The sequence below is a fragment of the Streptomyces sp. So13.3 genome (genome assembly GCF_005860785.2).
GTDB classification, from domain to species: domain Bacteria; phylum Actinomycetota; class Actinomycetes; order Streptomycetales; family Streptomycetaceae; genus Actinacidiphila; species Actinacidiphila fildesensis.
The window spans coordinates 4,665,982-4,683,572 of record NZ_CP048835.1; the positions used below are offsets into that span (position 1 = coordinate 4,665,982).

12 protein-coding genes and 1 pseudogene are annotated in these 17,591 nt (G+C 71.8%); 9 read left to right on the forward strand and 4 right to left on the reverse strand.

Annotated features, from left to right (window positions below):
- Positions 1-36: 36 nt before the first annotated feature.
- Positions 37-1,593 carry an alpha/beta hydrolase gene (locus tag C8250_RS20925; protein ID WP_138355776.1) on the reverse strand — a complete coding sequence of 519 codons (1,557 nt, stop codon included), beginning with the start codon at positions 1,591-1,593 and terminating at the stop codon, positions 37-39.
- 361 nt (positions 1,594-1,954) lie between these two features.
- Between C8250_RS20925 and C8250_RS20930 the strand changes: the two genes are divergently transcribed.
- Positions 1,955-2,587, forward strand: coding sequence for a hypothetical protein (locus C8250_RS20930; protein WP_187144928.1), 633 nt, complete (start codon positions 1,955-1,957; stop codon positions 2,585-2,587).
- Between the two features lie 396 nt (positions 2,588-2,983).
- Here C8250_RS20930 and C8250_RS20935 read toward each other — a convergent pair whose 3' ends face one another.
- Positions 2,984-4,204 (reverse strand): DNA polymerase III subunit delta', encoded by a 1,221-nt coding sequence (locus C8250_RS20935; RefSeq protein WP_138355778.1) that lies wholly within the window; start codon positions 4,202-4,204, stop codon positions 2,984-2,986.
- A 133-nt stretch (positions 4,205-4,337) separates the two neighbouring features.
- Positions 4,338-6,698 carry an asparagine synthase-related protein gene (locus C8250_RS20940; RefSeq protein ID WP_244809248.1) on the reverse strand — a complete coding sequence of 787 codons (2,361 nt, stop codon included), beginning with the start codon at positions 6,696-6,698 and terminating at the stop codon, positions 4,338-4,340.
- 1,300 nt (positions 6,699-7,998) lie between these two features.
- On the opposite strand from C8250_RS20940, the gene C8250_RS20945 reads away from it, so the two are divergent.
- The 8 genes and pseudogenes from C8250_RS20945 to C8250_RS20975 all read left to right on the forward strand — a co-directional run bounded on the left by C8250_RS20945 (position 7,999) and on the right by C8250_RS20975 (position 16,344).
- Positions 7,999-9,414 (forward strand): MFS transporter, encoded by a 1,416-nt coding sequence (locus C8250_RS20945; protein ID WP_138355779.1) that lies wholly within the window; start codon positions 7,999-8,001, stop codon positions 9,412-9,414.
- Between the two features lie 361 nt (positions 9,415-9,775).
- Entirely contained in the window at positions 9,776-11,023 is a 1,248-nt protein-coding gene (gene lhgO, locus C8250_RS20950; protein WP_138355780.1) for an L-2-hydroxyglutarate oxidase, read from the forward strand.
- Between the two features lie 105 nt (positions 11,024-11,128).
- A complete protein-coding gene (trmB, locus tag C8250_RS20955) occupies positions 11,129-12,019 on the forward strand; it encodes a tRNA (guanosine(46)-N7)-methyltransferase TrmB (protein WP_244809250.1) in 891 nt (296 codons plus the stop codon).
- A gap of 132 nt (positions 12,020-12,151) precedes the next feature.
- Entirely contained in the window at positions 12,152-13,642 is a 1,491-nt protein-coding gene (locus C8250_RS20960; protein WP_138355781.1) for a PrsW family intramembrane metalloprotease, read from the forward strand.
- Between the two features lie 81 nt (positions 13,643-13,723).
- Positions 13,724-14,731, forward strand: coding sequence for a hypothetical protein (locus C8250_RS20965; RefSeq protein WP_138355782.1), 1,008 nt, complete (start codon positions 13,724-13,726; stop codon positions 14,729-14,731).
- A gap of 12 nt (positions 14,732-14,743) precedes the next feature.
- Positions 14,744-15,313 carry a Uma2 family endonuclease gene (locus C8250_RS20970; RefSeq protein WP_138355783.1) on the forward strand — a complete coding sequence of 190 codons (570 nt, stop codon included), beginning with the start codon at positions 14,744-14,746 and terminating at the stop codon, positions 15,311-15,313.
- 96 nt (positions 15,314-15,409) lie between these two features.
- Positions 15,410-15,602: pseudogene (locus tag C8250_RS43590) on the forward strand (very short patch repair endonuclease); the annotation flags it as partial.
- Between the two features lie 286 nt (positions 15,603-15,888).
- Positions 15,889-16,344, forward strand: a complete 456-nt coding sequence (locus tag C8250_RS20975) for a very short patch repair endonuclease (RefSeq protein WP_138355784.1) — start codon at positions 15,889-15,891, stop codon at positions 16,342-16,344.
- On the opposite strand, the gene dcm is transcribed toward C8250_RS20975, so the two are convergent.
- Positions 16,276-17,544: a DNA (cytosine-5-)-methyltransferase gene (gene dcm, locus C8250_RS20980; RefSeq protein WP_244809252.1), complete on the reverse strand. Its 1,269-nt coding sequence runs from the start codon at positions 17,542-17,544 to the stop codon at positions 16,276-16,278. The two genes, C8250_RS20975 and dcm, sit on opposite strands and share 69 nt — an antisense overlap.
- Positions 17,545-17,591: the final 47 nt, after the last annotated feature.

Below are 17,591 nucleotides of genomic sequence, written 5' to 3' on the forward strand. Positions count from 1 at the left end.
GCAGGGGTGGATCGGGCGGAAATGCAGGTCAGCGGGTCAGTCGCACTTTTTGTTCTTGGGCGGGGTGGTGCCTTCGAGGAGGTAGAGGTTCACGGCGGTGTCGATGCAGTCGGAACCGCGGCCGTAGGCGGTGTGGCCGTCGCCGTTGTAGGTGAGGAGGTGGCCGGAGGAGAGCTGGGAGGCGAGGGACTCGGCCCAGGAGTACGGGGTGGCGGGGTCGCGGATGGTGCCGACGACGAGGATCGGGGCCGCGCCCTTCGCTTCGATGCGCTGGGGCTTGCCGGTGGCCGGGACCGTCCAGTAGCCGCAGATCAGGCTGGCCCAGGCCAGGCCCGTGCCGAAGTGCGGGGAGGTGGAGCGGAAGGACGGGAGGGCGCGCTCGACGTCGGCCGGGGAGGAGAGCGCCGGGGGGAGGTCGAGGCAGTTGACGGCGGCGTTGGCGAACATGAGGTTCGAGTACTTGCCGCTGCTGTCGCGCTCGTAGTACTCGTCGGAGAGCTTGAGGAGGCCGGCGCCGTCGCCCTGCTGGGCCTTGGCCAGGGCGGCGCGGAGCGTCGGCCAGGAACCCTCGTCGTACATGGCGGAGATCACGCCGGTGGTGCCGAGCGCCTCGGTGAGCTGGCGGGCCTGGCCGGTGGGGAGGGGCTTGGCGTCGAGGGAGCGGAAGAGTTCGTCGAGGCGGTGCCCGGCGTCGTCGGCACTCTTCGTGCCCAGGGCGCAGTCGGTGTGCTTGATGCAGTCGTTCGCGAAGGCGGTGAAGGCGGTCTCGAAGCCGCCGGCCTGGGTGCGGCTGCTGTCGAGGGCGGAGACCGAGGGGTCCATCGCGCCGTCGAGGACCAGCCGGCCGACGCGCTGCGGGAACAGTCCGGCGTAGGTGGCACCGAGGAAGGTGCCGTAGGACTTGCCGACGTAGGTGAGCTTGTCGTCGCCGAGCAGGGCCCGCAGGACGTCCATGTCACGGGCCGATTCGACCGTGGAGACATGGCCGAGGAGCTTGGCGGAGCGCTTCGCGCAGCCGGCCGCGAACCCCGTGTCGGCGGTGACGAGCTTGCCGGTCTCGGCGGCGTCGTCGGGGGTCGTGTCGACGGCGGTGAAGGCGTCCATCTGCGCGTCGGTGAGGCACTCGACGGGCTCGCTGCGGGCGACGCCGCGCGGGTCGATGGCGGCCATGTCGTAGCGGGCGGTGACCGGTGCGGGGTAGCCGAGCGCCGCGTACTGCAGGTAGTCGATGGCCGAGCCGCCGGGACCGCCGGGGTTGACCAGGAGCGAGCCGAGGCGCGCGCCGGGGCCCGCCGCCTTCTTGCGGGCGACGGCGAGCTTCAGATCGTCGGCCGCGACGGGGTGCGCGTAGTCCAGCGGGGCCTTCATCGTGGCGCACTCGAAGCCGGGGACGCCGCACGAGTGCCAGTTCAGCTTCTGCGTGTAGTACGGCGCCAGGCTCGCGTCGCCGGCCGACGGGAGCGGGCCGAGCGAGCTGGCGGTGGTGGAGGCGGCGGCGCTGTGGCCCGGGCCCCCGCTGCTGCATCCGGAGAGGAGCAGGCCTGCCACCGCGAGGGCGCTGGCGGGGATACGGAGCGGGCTCTTGGAGTACATCGGCGGCTCGGGTCCTCCCGTCGGGTGAGGGGGAGCGTATCCGTCCTGCTGGGGTGGAGGCGGGCTCCGCCGCCCGCTCATGGGCTATTTGTAGGCTTTTTGTGGGCCGTTTGAGGGTTGATCGAGTGGCTGGGTCCGGGTGAGCGGCTGGGTCCGGGTGAGTGTCCCGGCGGGTGTCCGGGGGCGGGTGTCCGGGGCCAGGGGTCTCGCGGGGTGCCTGCGCCGGGTGGTGCGCTCCCGCTACGGGTGCTTCGGGCCGTCGACCTTTTCCGTCAGGTAGCCGGCGACGCGGGCGAAGAGTTCGCGGCGGCCGCTCACGCCGTCGATGACGCGTACCTCGTCGGCGCGGGGGCGCAGCGCCGTGCGGAACCTGAGGGCCGAGTCGCGGGAGGCGCTTCTCGCCGGAGCCGGAGGCGATGAGGAGCGCGGGGCGCTTACCGCCGGGGACGGGGGGCGGGACGGCGACGCCCTCGTACCGGCCGGAGATCCCGGCGACCGCGCGGTAGCGGTCGGGGTGGGCGAACGCCTCGCGGACCGCGCACGCCGCACGGTCGCCGACGCCCAGGATCGCGCGCGCCGACCGGGTCGTCAGGGTGCGGTAGTGCCGGGCGACCGCGTCGAGATCGGGTCCCGCGCCGCCGCAGGTGCGCGGGATCACGAGCAGGAACGGGTCCGCCAGGCGCCGCTGGACCTGGGCGGCGAAGCCCGCGTAGAGCTCCTGGTCCCCGGCGCCGACCTCCGCGACCACCACGGGGAAGGAGACCTTCGCGGCGCGGGGGTACGCGTACTGCTGTGGCGTCCAGACGCGTGTGCCGTCGGCGAGCTCCTGCAGGACGCCGCCCGCCGGGCGGGAGATCGTACGGGGCGCCGCGGACCCGGACCCGGACGCGGGCGGTGCGGCCGCGCGGGCGGGCGGCCGGGGAGGCGCGGGCACCCGGAGGTCCACCGCCGTACGGGCGGCGGCCGTCACCGTGCCCCCGCCGCCTCCCGGTGACAGCAGCGGCACGGCGACAGCGACCACCGCCAGGACGGCCACGCCCGCGGCGGCGGCGCGCAGCGCCGTACCAGTGCGGTCCTGCGCCAACTCGTAGACGCGGCCGGACCGTTCCGACCACCAGTAGCGCAGCGCGGAGCGCACGAGTGCCACGGCGGCGGCAGTGGTGAGGAAGAGCAGAGTGAACAGGACGGCATCAGCCACGGTACGGACCACCTCAGGGACGACTACGGCCCCCGGGTGGGCTCCGGCGGCACTGTCAGCAGCCTGCAACGCGGCACGCCGGGTGGGCGGTCGGCGTTACGGGTCCCTGCCGTTGATCACCCAAAGGCACCAAAGACGCCGAGGTGACGACAGCGGGCCGAGGAGGGCGAAAGCCCCGTCGGCCCGCCCCCGTCAGCCCGCCCGCAGCGACAGCGTCATCGCCTCCACCGCCAGCAGCGGCGCGACGTTCCGTTCCAGTGCCTGCCTGCAGGCCAGGATCGACTCGATCCGGCGCAGCGAGTTCTCCGGACGGGAGGACGCCGCGATGCGCTCGATCGCGTCGCGCGCCTCGACGTTCGCGATGCCGACCTTCGAGCCGACCTGCACCGCGAGCACGTCCCGGTAGAAGCCGGCCAGGTCGATGAGGGCCAGGTCGAGCGTGTCCCGCTGGGTACGGGTCGATCGGCGCTTCTGGCGGTCAGCCAGGTCCTTCATGGCGCCCGCCGTGCCGCGCGGCATCCGGCTGCCGGCGCCCGCCGACGCCCCGAGCGCGGCCCGCAGCTCCTCGGTCTCCTTGCCGTCCACGTCCACGGCGACCTGCTTGGCGTCGTCCGAGGCCGCGTCCACCAGTTCCTGCGCGGCCTTCAGACACCCGCCCACGTCGTCCACCCGCAGCGGTACCCGCAGCACGGTCGCCCGCCGCGCCCGCGCCTGCTCGTCGGTGGCGAGCCGGCGGGCCCGGCCGATGTGGCCCTGCGTCGCCCTGGCGACCGTCGCGGCCAGCTCGGGGTCGATCCCGTCCCGCCGCACCAGGACGTCGGCGACCGCTTCCACGGACGGGGTCCGCAGGCTCAGCAGCCGGCACCGGGAGCGGATGGTCGGCAGCGCGTCCTCGACCGAGGGCGCGCACAGCAGCCAGACGGTCCGGGGCGCGGGCTCCTCGACCGCCTTCAGCAGCACGTTCCCCGCACCTTCGGTGAGGCGGTCGGCGTCCTCCAGGACGATCACCTGCCACCGGCCGCCCGCCGGCGACATGGCGGCCCGCCGCACCAGGTCACGGGTGTCCTTCACGCCGATCGACAGCAGATCCGTCCGGACGATCTCGACGTCCGCGTGCGTCCCGATCAGCGTCGTGTGGCAGCCGTCGCAGAACCCGCAGCCCGGTACCCCGCCCAGCGCCCGGTCCGGGCTCGTGCACTGCAGGGCCGCCGCGAAGGCGCGGGCCGCGGTGGAGCGGCCGGAGCCGGGCGGGCCGGTGAACAGCCAGGCGTGCGTCATCTTGGACGCGGTCGGCAGCGCCGCGCCCTTCGCGCCCGCCGACGTGGCCGTCACCAGGGCATCGGCATCCCGCGCGGCCGCGGACAGCTGCGCCGTCACCGCGTCCTGGCCGACCAGGTCGTCCCACACCGCCATTACGAGTCCTCTGCGGTCGCCGTTCGCTCCATCGCCCGTTGCCATCGCATGCCATCGGACCTGCACACCATTGTCGGGCATCGCACTGACAACGGATCGCCTCCCATCGGCCGACCCCTGACCGCCCTACCGCTCACATCGTGAGCCGGCGCACCCCGCCCGCCACAGCGCGCTGCTCCGGAGCGTCCGCCCCGGTCCAGCAGGATCCGCGGCGGGCCAGCAGCCGGCGGAGCCAGACCTCCGTCGCGACGAGCTCGCCGAGCCCGTCCAGCGGGAGCGCCTCCCCGTCGGCGGCGGCCCGCAGGGCCTGGCGGACGACGCGGGCCTCGACGAGCCCGGCGTCGGCGAGCAGCGGTGTGTCGAACAGCTCGATGAGGTCGTCGACGGAGGACCGCAGCCCGGTGCGGAACGCGGCGGCGGTCGAGACATGGGAGTTGGCGCCCCAGCCCGGCGGCAGCTCCCGGATCCCGGAGCCGGCCAGGACCGCCCGCAGCACCGAGACCCGCGCCCCGGGCTGCACGCGCAGCGCCTCGGGCAGCGCCCGGCAGGCGCGGACGACCTGGTTGTCGAGGAACGGGGCGTGCAGCCGCTGGCTGCGCACCTCGACGGCCTGCTCGAAGACGCGGTGGTCGGCGGCGTGCCGGGCCAGCGCGGCCCGCGCGCGCCGGTCGCCCGGACGTTCCACCGGTCCGGGCCGGGCGGCCGCCTCCTGGAGGCGAACCGATACTTCGGCGAGGGCCTCGCCGGTGAGCCAGCGGGCGGCCGGGCCCGGCCGCACCCAGGCCAGCGCGGCGAGGGAAGCGTTGAGCGCGGCGCCAGGACCTGTGTCACCGGAGCTCGAGCCGGGACCGAAGCCGTTGCCGGAGGCCGCGGACGAGCCGGAGCCGTAGCCGAAGTCGCGCCGCAACAGCCGGGCCGCGGCGTCCTGCACGCCCTGCTGGTAAGGCGTACGGGCCAGCCGCCGGGCGGCGCGGTAGACGGTGAAGGGGACGAGGACGGAGCGGCCGGTCGGGCCGTCCGCCGTGGCGAGCGCGGCCACCGGACGCAGCATGTGCCGGCGGTGCCGGTCCAGGAGCAGGTCGGCGAGGCGTGCCGGGTGCGCGTCGAGGACCTGGCGGGCGCCGTGCCCCACGAGGTGGTCGGCGCCGCCCGCGGCGAGCCGGCGGCGGTGCCGTTCCGCGGTGATGAGGGACGGTCCTGGCTCGTCGGTGAGCGGGCCCGAGCCGAGGTCGGCGTACGGGAGCGCCTCGGTGCCGCCCGGCACCACTACGTGGTGCAGCCGGGGGTCGGCGGCCATGGCCCTGGCCCGTTCGAGTTCGGCGTCGCGGGACTGCAGTCCGCCGCCCGCCAGATCGTTGAAGGTGACGGCCAGCAGCCGCTGCCCGGCCGAGGACCCGTGGCCGAGCGGGGTGCCGGGCATGCCGGGCAGTCCGGCGGCGAGCAGCGCGAGAGTGGCGGAGGCGCTGCCTCCGGACAGGTCCGCGCCGATGCCGGGGGACGGTGCCTCGCCGGCCTCGGGGATGAAGCGCGGCTGGGCGAGCCGGGCCCGTACGGCGTCGACGAGGGCGTCGCGGACCCCGGTGATCGCCGCCTCGGTGTCGGAGGCGGAGGTCTGGTTGCCGACGGCGAGCGACGCGGTCGCCTCGTAGCCGCTGATCTCGGGGACGCCGTCGCGCAGGATGAGGGCGTGGCCCGGCGGCACCCGCCGGACGCCGATGTACGGCGTCCCGTCGCCGAGTGCCTCGGGCGAGTCCGGGCAGGCGAGGGTGGCGGCGAGGTGGGTGACGTCCAGCCCCGCCTCGGTGAGGTCCGCGAGCGGGAGAGCGGCCGTCGCGAAGGCCGTACCGCCCGCCCAGCGGGTGTGGAAGACCGGCCGGGCGCCGGCGAGATCGCCCAGGATCGTGATGCGGCGCCCGAGTTGGAGTACGGCGGTGTAGCTGCCGGGCCATGCGGTGAGGTGGCGCAGGGCGCCCCCGCGGGCGGCGAAGAGGCCGACGCGCAGCTGGGCGTCGCTCGCGTGGCAGCGGCCGAGGATGGCGATCCGGGCGATGGCGGGGTGGCTGCTGCCGTAGCCGCTGCCGTGACCGCCGCCGTAGGTACTGCCGTTGCTGTCGCCGTAGCCGTTGGCGCTCTGGTAACTGGAGGCTCCGCGGCTGCTGTTGCCGCTGTAGCCGTTGTTCCCGTACCCGTTGTTCCCGTCCCCGTAGCTTCCGGAGCCGCTGCCGTACCCGCTCCCGTAGGCCGCGCCGGAACCGGACCCGGACCCGGAACCCGAGCTGGATCCCGAACCGGAATAGCTGCTGCCGCCCTGGTAGGAGGCGCCGGCCGGGTCGGCGTGGATCACGCGGACTTCGTCAGCACGCCAGTCACCGACCGCCCACAGCGGATCCGGGTCGCCCCACAGAAGTTGCGCGCCAACCGGGAGGACCGTACGGGCCTTAGTGCCCGGGAGTGACCCCGCGGCGGCACTGCTCCACCCCACCAACCACCGCATCGCCGCCTCCACAGGCTGTGGACCACTGGCTGTGCGGCATGCGAACTGCCGCTCCGCCTGAGGAACATGCTGCCATGGCACGGCGCACAAGGAGGCGCATGGGCGCAGGGAGGAGCGCCGGGTCGTCCGCGTGAAGCCAAACGTCGGTTTCACGCCAAAGTGGCTGGCACATGCCGGAGTTGATATGCCGGTCGCCGGATGCGTGGTCGAACGGGCTCATATACGGGACATACGCCGCATAAAAACAACAGTCCGGGAGGCGTCCGCACGCCTCCCGGACCGGTCCGCCGCCCGCGGGGATTGTGGCGGCGGAGCCCCCTGGCCCGCCGTCTCTTGCCATTGCCGCTTGTCGAGGCCACGGGCCGACCCACCCGTCCATGGAAGCGCTCCTGATCAGGACGGCAAAGAGCGCACGGGCGGGCGCACAGCCACATATACCGGGAGCACGGGCACTTTTTGGGGGCTGCAATCTCGCCATCCGGGACAGGCCTCTTAACGGTCGGGATGCGGCGAACTACGCTGGGTGTACCCGAGTAGCGAACGCCCCGGCATCTCGGGGCCCGGTTTGTCCTCGACATTGGCCGAATCGGGCTCCACAGACATCACAGCCTCTACAAGGGGGCTGGGGCGGCCGTTCTTTGTGTCGAGGGGGTGGCAAGAGCGTGGTCCACGTGCGCGGCCCTCGTGTGTCCGGACGGACCGGCGCGTCCGGCATCCCCGGCGCGTCCGACACTCCCGGCCCGGCTGCTGTTCCCGGCCCCACCGGCATCCCCGGCCCGGCCGGCGTCCCCGGCCCCGCCGATACCCCCGGCTTACCCGATGCCTCAGGACCACCGGGCCCTTCCGGCTCGCCCGGCCCACCCGGTGCACTTCGCCCACCCGGCTCATCCGGTGCACCTGGCATTTCCGGCTCATCCGATGCCCCAGGCTCATCCGGCCCGATCAGAGCGACCCGCCCGTCCGGCCCGACCGGCTCGCCGGGAACGGCCGTCGCGCCCGGTGCGCCCGGTACGGCCGGTGCGTCCGACGAGGAGTGGCCATGCTGTGCTCTCCCGGGAGGCAGCTTCCGCCGCCCCCCGTTCTCGCCCGAGTTCTCGCCCGCATCCCCCCTCGGTCCCCTATCTGGGTGCCGAACCGGGGACCGAAACGAGTACCCAACCGGGGACCGGACCGAGTACCGAACCCGGGACCGGACCGAGTACCGAACCGGGTTCTCACCCGGGCTCCCGTCTGCACCGACCCCCCGAGAGACAACCAGGCCGTCCGGCCTGCCCCCAGCGGCATCGCGAGGTGAACCGCAGTGAACAAGGAACATCGCGGGCCGAACGAAAAGCTCGGCACCCTTCTCGCCCTGGCCGCCATCAGTAACGCGGGCCTCGCCCGCCGGGTCAACGACCTGGGCGCGCAACGGGGCCTGACCCTCCGCTACGACAAGACCTCGGTGGCCCGCTGGGTCAGCAAGGGCATGGTGCCGCAGGGCGCCGCACCGCACCTCATCGCCGCGGCCATAGGCAGCAAGCTCGGCCGTCCCGTCCCGCTGCACGAGATCGGGCTCGCGGACGCCGATCCGGCGCCCGAGGTCGGGCTCGCCTTCCCGCGCGACGTCGGCGAGGCGGTGAAGTCCGCCACCGACCTGTGGCGGCTCGACCTGGCCGGCCGCCGCGGCCCCGGCGGTGCCGGCATCTGGCAGAGCCTGGCGGGCTCCTTCGCCGTCAGCGCGTACGTGACCCCCGCCTCGCGCTGGCTGATCACCCCCGCCGACGCCCTGGTCGCGCGCGACGCCGCCGCGCCCGGCACCGCCCACGTCGGGCACTCGGACGTGGCGAAGCTGCGCGAGGCCGCGGACGACGCCCGCCGCTGGGACTCGAAGTACGGCGGCGGCGACTGGCGCTCCGGCATGGTCCCCGAATGCCTGCGGGTCGAGGCGGCACCGCTGCTGCTCGGCTCGTACAGCGACGAGGTCGGCCGCTCGCTCTTCGGTGCCACCGCGGAACTCACCCGGCTCGCCGGCTGGATGGCCTTCGACACCGGCCAGCAGGAGGCCGCGCAGCGCTACTACATCCAGGCCCTGCGGCTGGCCCGCGCGGCGGCCGACGTCCCCCTGGGCGGCTACGTCCTGGCGTCGATGTCCCTGCAGGCCACGTACCGGAACTTCGCCGACGAGGGCGTCGACCTCGCGCAGGCCGCCCTGGAACGCAACCGCGGTCTGGCCACCGCCCGCACGATGAGCTTCTTCCAGCTCGTCGAGGCCCGCGCCCACGCCAAGGCCGGCGAAGCCGCCGCGTGCGCCACGTCCCTCGCGGCGGCCGAGTCCTGGCTGGAGCGCTCCCGGGACGGCGACGCCGATCCCGCCTGGCTCGGCTTCTACTCCTACGACCGGCTCGCCGCCGACGCCGCCGAGTGCTACCGCGACCTGCGGGTACCCCGCCAGGTGCAGCGGTTCACCGAACAGGCGCTGGCCCGGCCCACGGAGGAGTACGTCCGCTCGCACGGACTGCGCCTCGTCGTGTCCGCCGTCGCCGAACTCGAGTCGGGGAACCTGGACGCCGCCTGCGCCGCGGGGACCAAGGCGGTCGAGGTCGCCGGCCGCATCTCGTCCGCGCGCACCACGGAGTACGTCCGTGATCTGCTGCACCGGCTGGAGCCGTACGGCAACGAACCGCGGGTCGTCGAGCTGCGGGAACGGGCCAGGCCGCTGCTGGCGGCGCCGGCGTGATGCCGCCCTAGGCACAACCGAAGCCGTAACCGATGTTGTCGCCCTGGTCGTAGCTGTAGCCGTAGCTGTAGCTGTAGCTGTAGCTGTAGCTGTAGCAGTAGACGTCGTGAGTTCGGGAACTCACGAACCCGTGAGCCGCCCGTGGACCGCCTGTGCGGTCCACGGACTGCGTCCACGGGTCGCACACCTTGCCCCGCAAGGGTTTGCGACGATTGTCAGTGGGCCAGTTCATGATGGGGATGTCTTCAGGTCGAGGACTTCATGGCGTCATGGCGGGGGCTTCATGAAGGGGACTCATGATGGGGGCCCATGATGGGGGCGACTGGCCGTCCGGTCAGAAGCGCGGAGCCGGGGAGGTGGCATGGGACCGTACGCCGATGATGTGAACGATGTCGTCGTCATCGGGGCGGGCATCGTCGGCCTGTCCACGGCCTACGCGCTGACCCGTGCGGCACCGGGCACGCGGGTGACGGTCCTGGAGAAGGAGCCCGGCCCGGCCCGGCACCAGACCGGCCGCAACAGCGGAGTGATCCACAGCGGGATCTACTACCCCCCGGGGTCGCTCAAGGCGCGCTACGCCCTCCAGGGCTCCGCCGAGATGGCGAAGTTCTGCGCGGAGCACGACATCGCGCACGAGATCACCGGCAAGCTCATCGTCGCGACGGAGCGGGACGAGCTGCCCCGGCTGCATGCTCTGGTCCAGCGCGGCCGGGAGCACGGCATCTCGGTGCGCGAGCTGGGCCCCGCCCAGATCCAGGAGTACGAACCGCAGGCGGCCGGCCTGGCCGCCATCCACGTCGGCTCCACCGGCATCTGCGACTACGGCGCGGTGGCCGCGACCATGGCCCGGCTCGCCATCGACGCGGGCGCCAGGATCCAGTACGGCGCCGAGGTCCGCTCGATCACCCGCACCCGCGGCTCCGGGCCGGACGGCGCCGGGATCGTCGTCGAGTCCACCACCGGCGAGATCCGTACGAAGACCCTCGTGAACTGCGCGGGCCTGCACTGCGACCGCGTGGCCCGCCTCGCGGGCGACGAGCCCGGGATGCGCATCGTCCCCTTCCGCGGCGAGTACTACGAGCTGAAGCCGTCCCGTACCGACCTGGTCCGCGGCCTGGTCTACCCGGTCCCCGACCCGGCCTTCCCCTTCCTCGGCGTCCACCTCACCCGGGACGTGCACGGCGGGGTGCACCTCGGCCCCAACGCGGTCCCGGCGATGGCCCGCGAGGGCTACCACCGCCGCACGTTCCGCGCCCGGGACATGGCGGAGGTCGCCGGCTACCCCGGCACGTGGCGGATCGCCCGCCGCCACTGGCGGTACGAGATCGGCGAGATCCACCGCTCGCTGTCCAAACGCGCCTTCACCGCCGCCGCGCAGCGCCTGCTGCCCGCGCTCCGCCCGTCCGACCTGATAGCGGCGCCCGCCGGCGTCCGCGCCCAGGCGGTGCTCCGTGACGGCACCCTCGTCGACGACTTCCTGTTCGGCGGCTCCGGCCCCTTCGTCCACGTCCTCAACGCGCCCTCGCCGGCCGCGACGGCGTCCCTCCCGATCGGGCGCGAAGTGGCCCGCCGGGCCCTGTCGGCACTGGCCACCCTGCAGACGGCGTAGCCGGGTCCGGGCTCGCGGGCGGAGGGGCCGGGCCGGGGGCTGACGACCGGCCCCGCCGCCGGCCGGGCGGGGGTGCTTCCACCCGCCCGTAGAATTGGGCCCATCGTGTCTAGTTCACCCACGCCCCCCAGCACCCCCGCGGCCGAGTCCCTGGTTCCTGCCGCGCACGCCGAGCCCGTCGTCGTGGCCATACCGGCAACGGCCGCTGAGCCCGCGGCCCCGGCCCCGGCCGCAGCACCGGCCTCCGAGCGTTCCGCCGGCCGCCCCGCCGCCCGGCCCGCGAAGTTCCCCGACGGTCCGGCTCCGGACCCGGCGGGCTCGCGTGAGGAGCACCGCATCCGGACGTTCCACGCCCGCCGCGGCCGGGTGACCGACGCGCAGGCCGGCGCGCTGGAGCGGCACTGGGCGGAGTGGGGCGTGGAGCTCGACGGCTCCCCCCTCGACCTGGCCAAGCTCTTCGGGGACCCGGGCCTGCCCATCGTCCTGGAGATCGGTTTCGGGATGGGTGACGCCACCGCGCGGATGGCCGCCGACGACCCGGCCACCGGCATTCTGGCCGTCGACGTGCACACCCCCGGCCAGGGTAATCTGCTCAATCTGGCCGACCAGTACGGCCTGACGAACGTCCGGGTCGCCAACGGCGACGCGATCGTGCTGCTCCGCGACATGCTCCCGCCCGAGTCCCTCTCGGGTCTGCGGATCTACTTCCCGGACCCGTGGCCCAAGGCCAAGCACCACAAGCGCCGGATGATCCAGCCCGAGTTCCTGGCCCTGGTGGCGCCGCTCCTCCGCCCCGGCGCGACGCTGCACTGCGCGACCGACTGGGAGCCGTATGCGGAACAGATGCTGGAGGTGCTTTCCGGCAGCCCGGACTTCACCAACCAGTACGGCGACGGCTACGCCCCGCGCCCCGATTTCCGTCCCATGACCAAGTTCGAGCGCCAGGGACTGGCCAAGGACCACATCGTCCACGACCTGCTGTTCACTCGCCGCTAAGCCTTGCCCCCTGCTGCCGCTGGGAGGCGCCCCCGGCCTAAGCGGAATCCGGAACGGTCGATTCCGGCCGCAGCCGAAGACGTATGGGGAAGGGCATCGCGCACACCCTCCATCCCCCCGTACTGTCGACTGGTGTCCTCGTACTCGCATTCGCCCGACTCCTCGAACCACCCGGTCCCCGAGTACCCAGAGCACGCTCAGAAGGCGCCCGAGTTCACCACCGTCCCGACCGCTCCGGAACAGTGGCACTACAAGCCGCGCCGCGCCTTCTGGGAGAGCAAGGCGGTACGCGCCGGAGCCCTCTTCACCCTGCTCGCGCTGTGCGGCGTGATCATCCTCGCGCTGGTGCGGCAGCAGATAGGGACGGAGGGGTTCTTCGTCGGCCTCGCCCTGTCGATCCTGCCGGTGCCGGTGCTGATCTGGGCGTTCATCTGGCTCGACCGGGTCGAGCCGAGTCCGTGGAAGAACCTGGTCTTCGCCTTCGCCTGGGGCGCGTGCGCCGCGACCCTGGTGGCGATACTGGCGAACGAGTACGCCACCGAGCTCCTCGCGACGACCTTCACCGCGAGCCCGTCCCAGACCGACACCTGGGGCGCGACCTTCGTCGCCCCGCTCGTCGAGGAGACGGCCAAGGGCGCCGCGATCCTGCTGCTGTTCCTCTTCCGGCGCCGGCATTTCGAGAGCATCGTCGACGGCATCGTGGTGGCCGGCCTCACCGCGACCGGCTTCGCCTTCACCGAGAACATCCTGTACCTGGGCTCGGCCTTCGGTGAGGACCAGGCCTACGGCTCCTCCGGCCTGCAGTCCTCCACCGCGGCGACCTTCTTCGTCCGGGTCGTGATGACGCCGTTCGCGCATCCGCTCTTCACCGCGATGACCGGCACCGGCTTCGCCATCGCCGCCATGACCCGGCCCGGCCGCCCCTGGCGCTGGCTCGCCCCGATCGGCGGCTGGCTGCTCGCGATGCTCCTGCACGGCGTCTGGAACAGCTCGGCGTCCCTCGCCCCGCTCGGCTTCCTGGCGATGTACGGCGCGATCATGATCCCGGTGTTCGCGCTCGTGGTGTGGCTCGCCATCTGGTCGAGGTCGAAGGAGCTGGGGCTGATCCGCGCCCAGCTGCCGGTCTACGCGATGGCCGGCTGGCTGACCCCGCCGGAACCCGTCGCGCTCGCCTCGATGAAGGCCCGCAGCGTGGCCCGTGCCGCCGCCCGCCGCGCGCACGGCGACGCGGCGGCCCGCACCGTCCGCGAGTACATCGCCTTCGCGACCCATCTCGCCTTCCTCCGCGCCGCCGCCGCCCGCGGCACCGCCGGGCCGCACTTCGTGGCCCGCGAGCAGGAGCTCCTCCACCACCTCTGGCAGCGCAAGGACGTCGCCCAGCCCGCCCTCACCCACGCCGCCTGGGCGACCCGCCCGGCGGTGCCGCCGGCGTGGGGCCAGCGGCAGCAACCGCCGTACGGGCCGTATCCGCAACGCCAGTACGGCCAGCACTACGGACAGCAGCCCTACGGCCCGCAGCAACCCGGGCCCCAGCCCTTCGGACCCTCGTCCCCCGGGCCGCAGCCCCTCCGCCCCCAGCCCTACGGCCAGCAACCGCCCCCGTACGGCGGTCAGAACATCTGACCCACCCGACGCTTCCCTGCGCCCGGCCCGCGCCCCACCCGCACCCTGGCCTGCGACGGCACATCGCAGTAGCGTCCAACCATGTCCGAGCAGCGCGAATATGCCGCCGAAGCCGAGCGGCTCCTGCGGAAAGTCCCCGAGCAACCCGACGACCGCGAGGAGCTGCTTCTCGCCGCCGCCGCGCAGTGGATCCTCGCCGAGCGCCCGGCCGAGGCCCTGCCCCTCTACGACGCACTTCTCGACCCCGCCTCGGACCCCGTCTCGGACCCCGCGCTCGTCCAGGCGCTCAAGGCCGCCGCCCTGTGGGACACCGGCGCCGAGCAGCAGGCCCGCGAGCTCGCCGTCACCGTCCGCGCGCAGGCCCCGGCGAGCCTGCCGCCGTGGCAGATCATCGGCGAGACCTTCGAGGTCCACGACGACCTGCCGGCCGCCGCCGCCTGGTTCGAGGACGCCACCGACCACTTCCTCACCCCCGACGAGGTCACCTACGAGGCCCGCAGGATCCTCATCACCCGGCACCGCGTCCGCCGGCTCCTCGGCGAGTCCCACGACGACCGCGACCACCTCGCCGACTACGTCCACAGCGCCCCGGTCCCCCTCGACGAGCTGCACGACCCCAAACGCCTCTGGTCCCTGGGCTCCGACGACCCCGCCGAGGTCCGCCGCGAGATCGAACGCCTCCGCACCGAACTCGCCGACCACCGGGCCGCCCTGTCCCGCCCCTACCCGCTGGCGGTCCTGTACTGGCCCGAGGCCGAACTCATCGCGCTGCTCACCCGGTACCCCGTCTTCGCCGCCGACTACGGCAGCTACCCCGAGCACCTGCGCAGCGTCGAACAGGCCCTCCACGCGCTCTCGGCGACGGGCGCCCCGTTCCTCGGCGTCGTCACCGCCACCCTCCCCACGTACGAGGCCTACGCCCGCACCCAGACCCTCCCGCCGGCCACCCCGTCCCTCCCCGCGGCCTACGCCACCTCCCTGGCCGCCCGCGGCCACGCCACCCCCTGGCCCCCACCCCGCAACACTCCTTGCTGGTGCGGCGCCCCCGCCCCGTACAGCGAACACTGCGGCAGGCCGGGCACCGCGTAGGAGAATGAAGGCATGGATTACACCCGGATCCGTGCCGTCGCCGAGGACCTCGCCAAGCACACTCCCGACACAGTGCGCGGCTTTGAGATCAGCGGCGACCAGATCGTCATCGCGGTTTCCCGGTCCAGGCCCCACGAATTCATCGCGCTGCGGATCCGCCAGCAGCTCGACCAGCAACTCGATGCCGCCCTCGTCGCGCACACCGGCGGCGAGGTCGAGGATGCTTCCCTCGGCAAACTGCGACGCCCGGACGTGATCGTCGTCCCGCTCGCCACCTTCGCCGAAGACACGATGGATCCCTTCCATCCCCGCGACGTCGCCCTGGTCACCGAAGTTTTCTCACCCTCGAACCACTCCAACGATTACGTCGAGAAAGTCGCGGACTATTCGGCCATGGGCATCGAGCTCTACCTGCTCGTAGACCCCCGCAAGGGCACCATCGCCGTCTTCTCCGACCCCGGCCCCAGCCCCGAAGGCCCCCGCTACCGAGCCCGACACGACTACGCCTTCGGCGAGCCGGTCACCCTCGGCCCCTGGCTCATCGACACCAGCGAACTGCGCCCGTACCCGAGCCCCGCTTGATCAACCCACTTCTGGCACCCGACCCCGACATGCTTGCCGCTCCGGCACAATGCCCTGGTGCCCGCCACTCCTTCCTCCCCAGGCGTCTCGGCCCTTATGAGCAGGCAAGGGCGGCGTGACACCGCCCCCGAACTGGTACGCCGTCTCCTGCACGCTTCCGGGCATCGGTACTGCGTGAACGCTCCAGTTCCGGGGATGCCGTGCCGAACCGTCGACATCGTCTTCAGCAGAGCCAGGGGTCGCTGTCTTCCTCGACGGTTGCTTTTGGCACGGCTCCCCCGAGCACGCCCCCAAGGAATGATCGACAACGCCGCAAGAAGGCGGACGGACAGCGGCGGAAAATGAGTCGGCCTGCACCACACGGGCCAGCGCGGCTTTGGCACAAAGACCGTATTGCGTGCCAACCGGCCCTAGAGGGAGAGTGTTCTGTCTCCGCCGTACCGAAGGATCCGCTGGCCCAAGAGATCCCATTGTCGCGGACCACGCCGATTGACGGATCGGAACTGTCTCCCTACCCTCCCAGTAACGTTCTCTCCGGCCGAACTACCAGCAAACCAGGCAGAAGACAAGGTGCCATGTCCCAGAACTGGACTCCTCCCGAGGGCTCATGGGCTTCCTCGGAGGCGCGACGTCGGAACATGCAGGCGATCCGGAGCCGCGACACAAAACCTGAGAGAGCCATTCGGCGCCTGGTGCACGCACATGGACTCCGCTACCGCGTAGACGCAAGGCCATTGACCAACCTCCGCAGGACCGCGGACTTGGTCTTTCGTCCCGCACGCGTAGCCGTCTTTGTCGACGGCTGCTACTGGCACGGATGTCCTGAACATTACGTACCACCGAGGACAAATTCCGGGTACTGGTCCGGCAAAGTGGCAGGCAACATAGCTCGCGACCGCGACACGGACCGGCAGCTCGCCGACGCCAAATGGACCGTGCTCCGCTTCTGGGAGCACGAATCCTCAGCGGTCTGCGCCGACAAGATTATCGCGACGGTCATTGCGCGACGAATTGACCTCGGCAAAGGCTGACTCTGGAATCTGCGACTGGATGAATCCCGAATCTCCAGCACCGAGCCCTGCATCCTCCATCACGAGGCCCTTGAGCAGATCAGAGCTCCGCTCTGGGATCAAGATTGAGGCAATTGCCCGACCGATAGCCTCGGCGACGGGCGGAGGAAAGGCGTTCCCTACCTGTCGGTACTGCGCGGTTTTACCGCCTTGGAAATTCCAGGATGCAGGAAAACCCTGAATAATTGCCGCCTGCTCAACAGTCAGCATTGGTCCGCGCGGCCGGAATAGGTCACGGTCCTTGTCGCACCGATCGGGGTCATTGGCAATCCCCATACCATCCACGCCGAGCAGACCCCAGGCCTTCTTGGCCCGCGTCGGCCCCAGGTCAGCTCCGCCGTGTTTTCTTGATCCACCCACTAGCGTCGGAGCCACACCGCCACTGTCGCTCCGCTTGGCAGCTTCCGCCTGGTTCAGCCAGTCGAGGAAGACTTTCCTGCCCCTGTCGCCGTGCGGTTCGCATCTCTGCCACATCGTTTCACGCAACGCATCAGCGACGCTGACGATCGCACCCTTTTTCCGTGTCGGCCACACGAATTTCCTGCCGCCCAGAACGTCCCTGCGAATAGCTACCAGGATAGCCCTCGGCCGCAATTGTGGAACACCATAATCTCGGGCCTCGAGAATTCGCCATGTCCTGGAAAGGCCTGGGCCTTCCTCGGCTACGTCATAGCCGAGATGCCATAGTTCATCAAGAATCTTCTTGCGATAAGAAGCAAATGTTTCCCGTGGCGCAAGAATTCCTCTGACATTCTCGATAAGCACGGACTTCGGGCGCAGCGCATCAACAAGCTTGAGCATTTCAGGAAATAGATCGCGCTCATCATTTTCGCCAAGCTGCCGTCCCGCCAGCGAGAAAGGCGGGCACGGAACGCCACCAGCAAGCAAGTCGAGTTCCCCGGGAGGCAGTGCCAGTTCGGTAAATGTATCGGAATTCCGGAACTCTCTGACATCAGCAGGAACAAGTCTGTCTGCTTTGGCTCTGCCCCATTCAGGCCAATTCTTCACATTCTCGCGCAGCGTCGCGACCGCATGAGTGTCGTACTCGACGAGCGCCAGATGCCTGTAACCGGCCTTGTGCAGCCCAACGGCCTGGCCTCCTGCCCCTGCGCAGATCTCGACCGAAGTCAGCTGCCGGCCATCTCGGCTGCTGGCACCCATCGGCACTCCTCTTGGTTTGACGCGAGACATTTTGCTCAAGTGTCCCA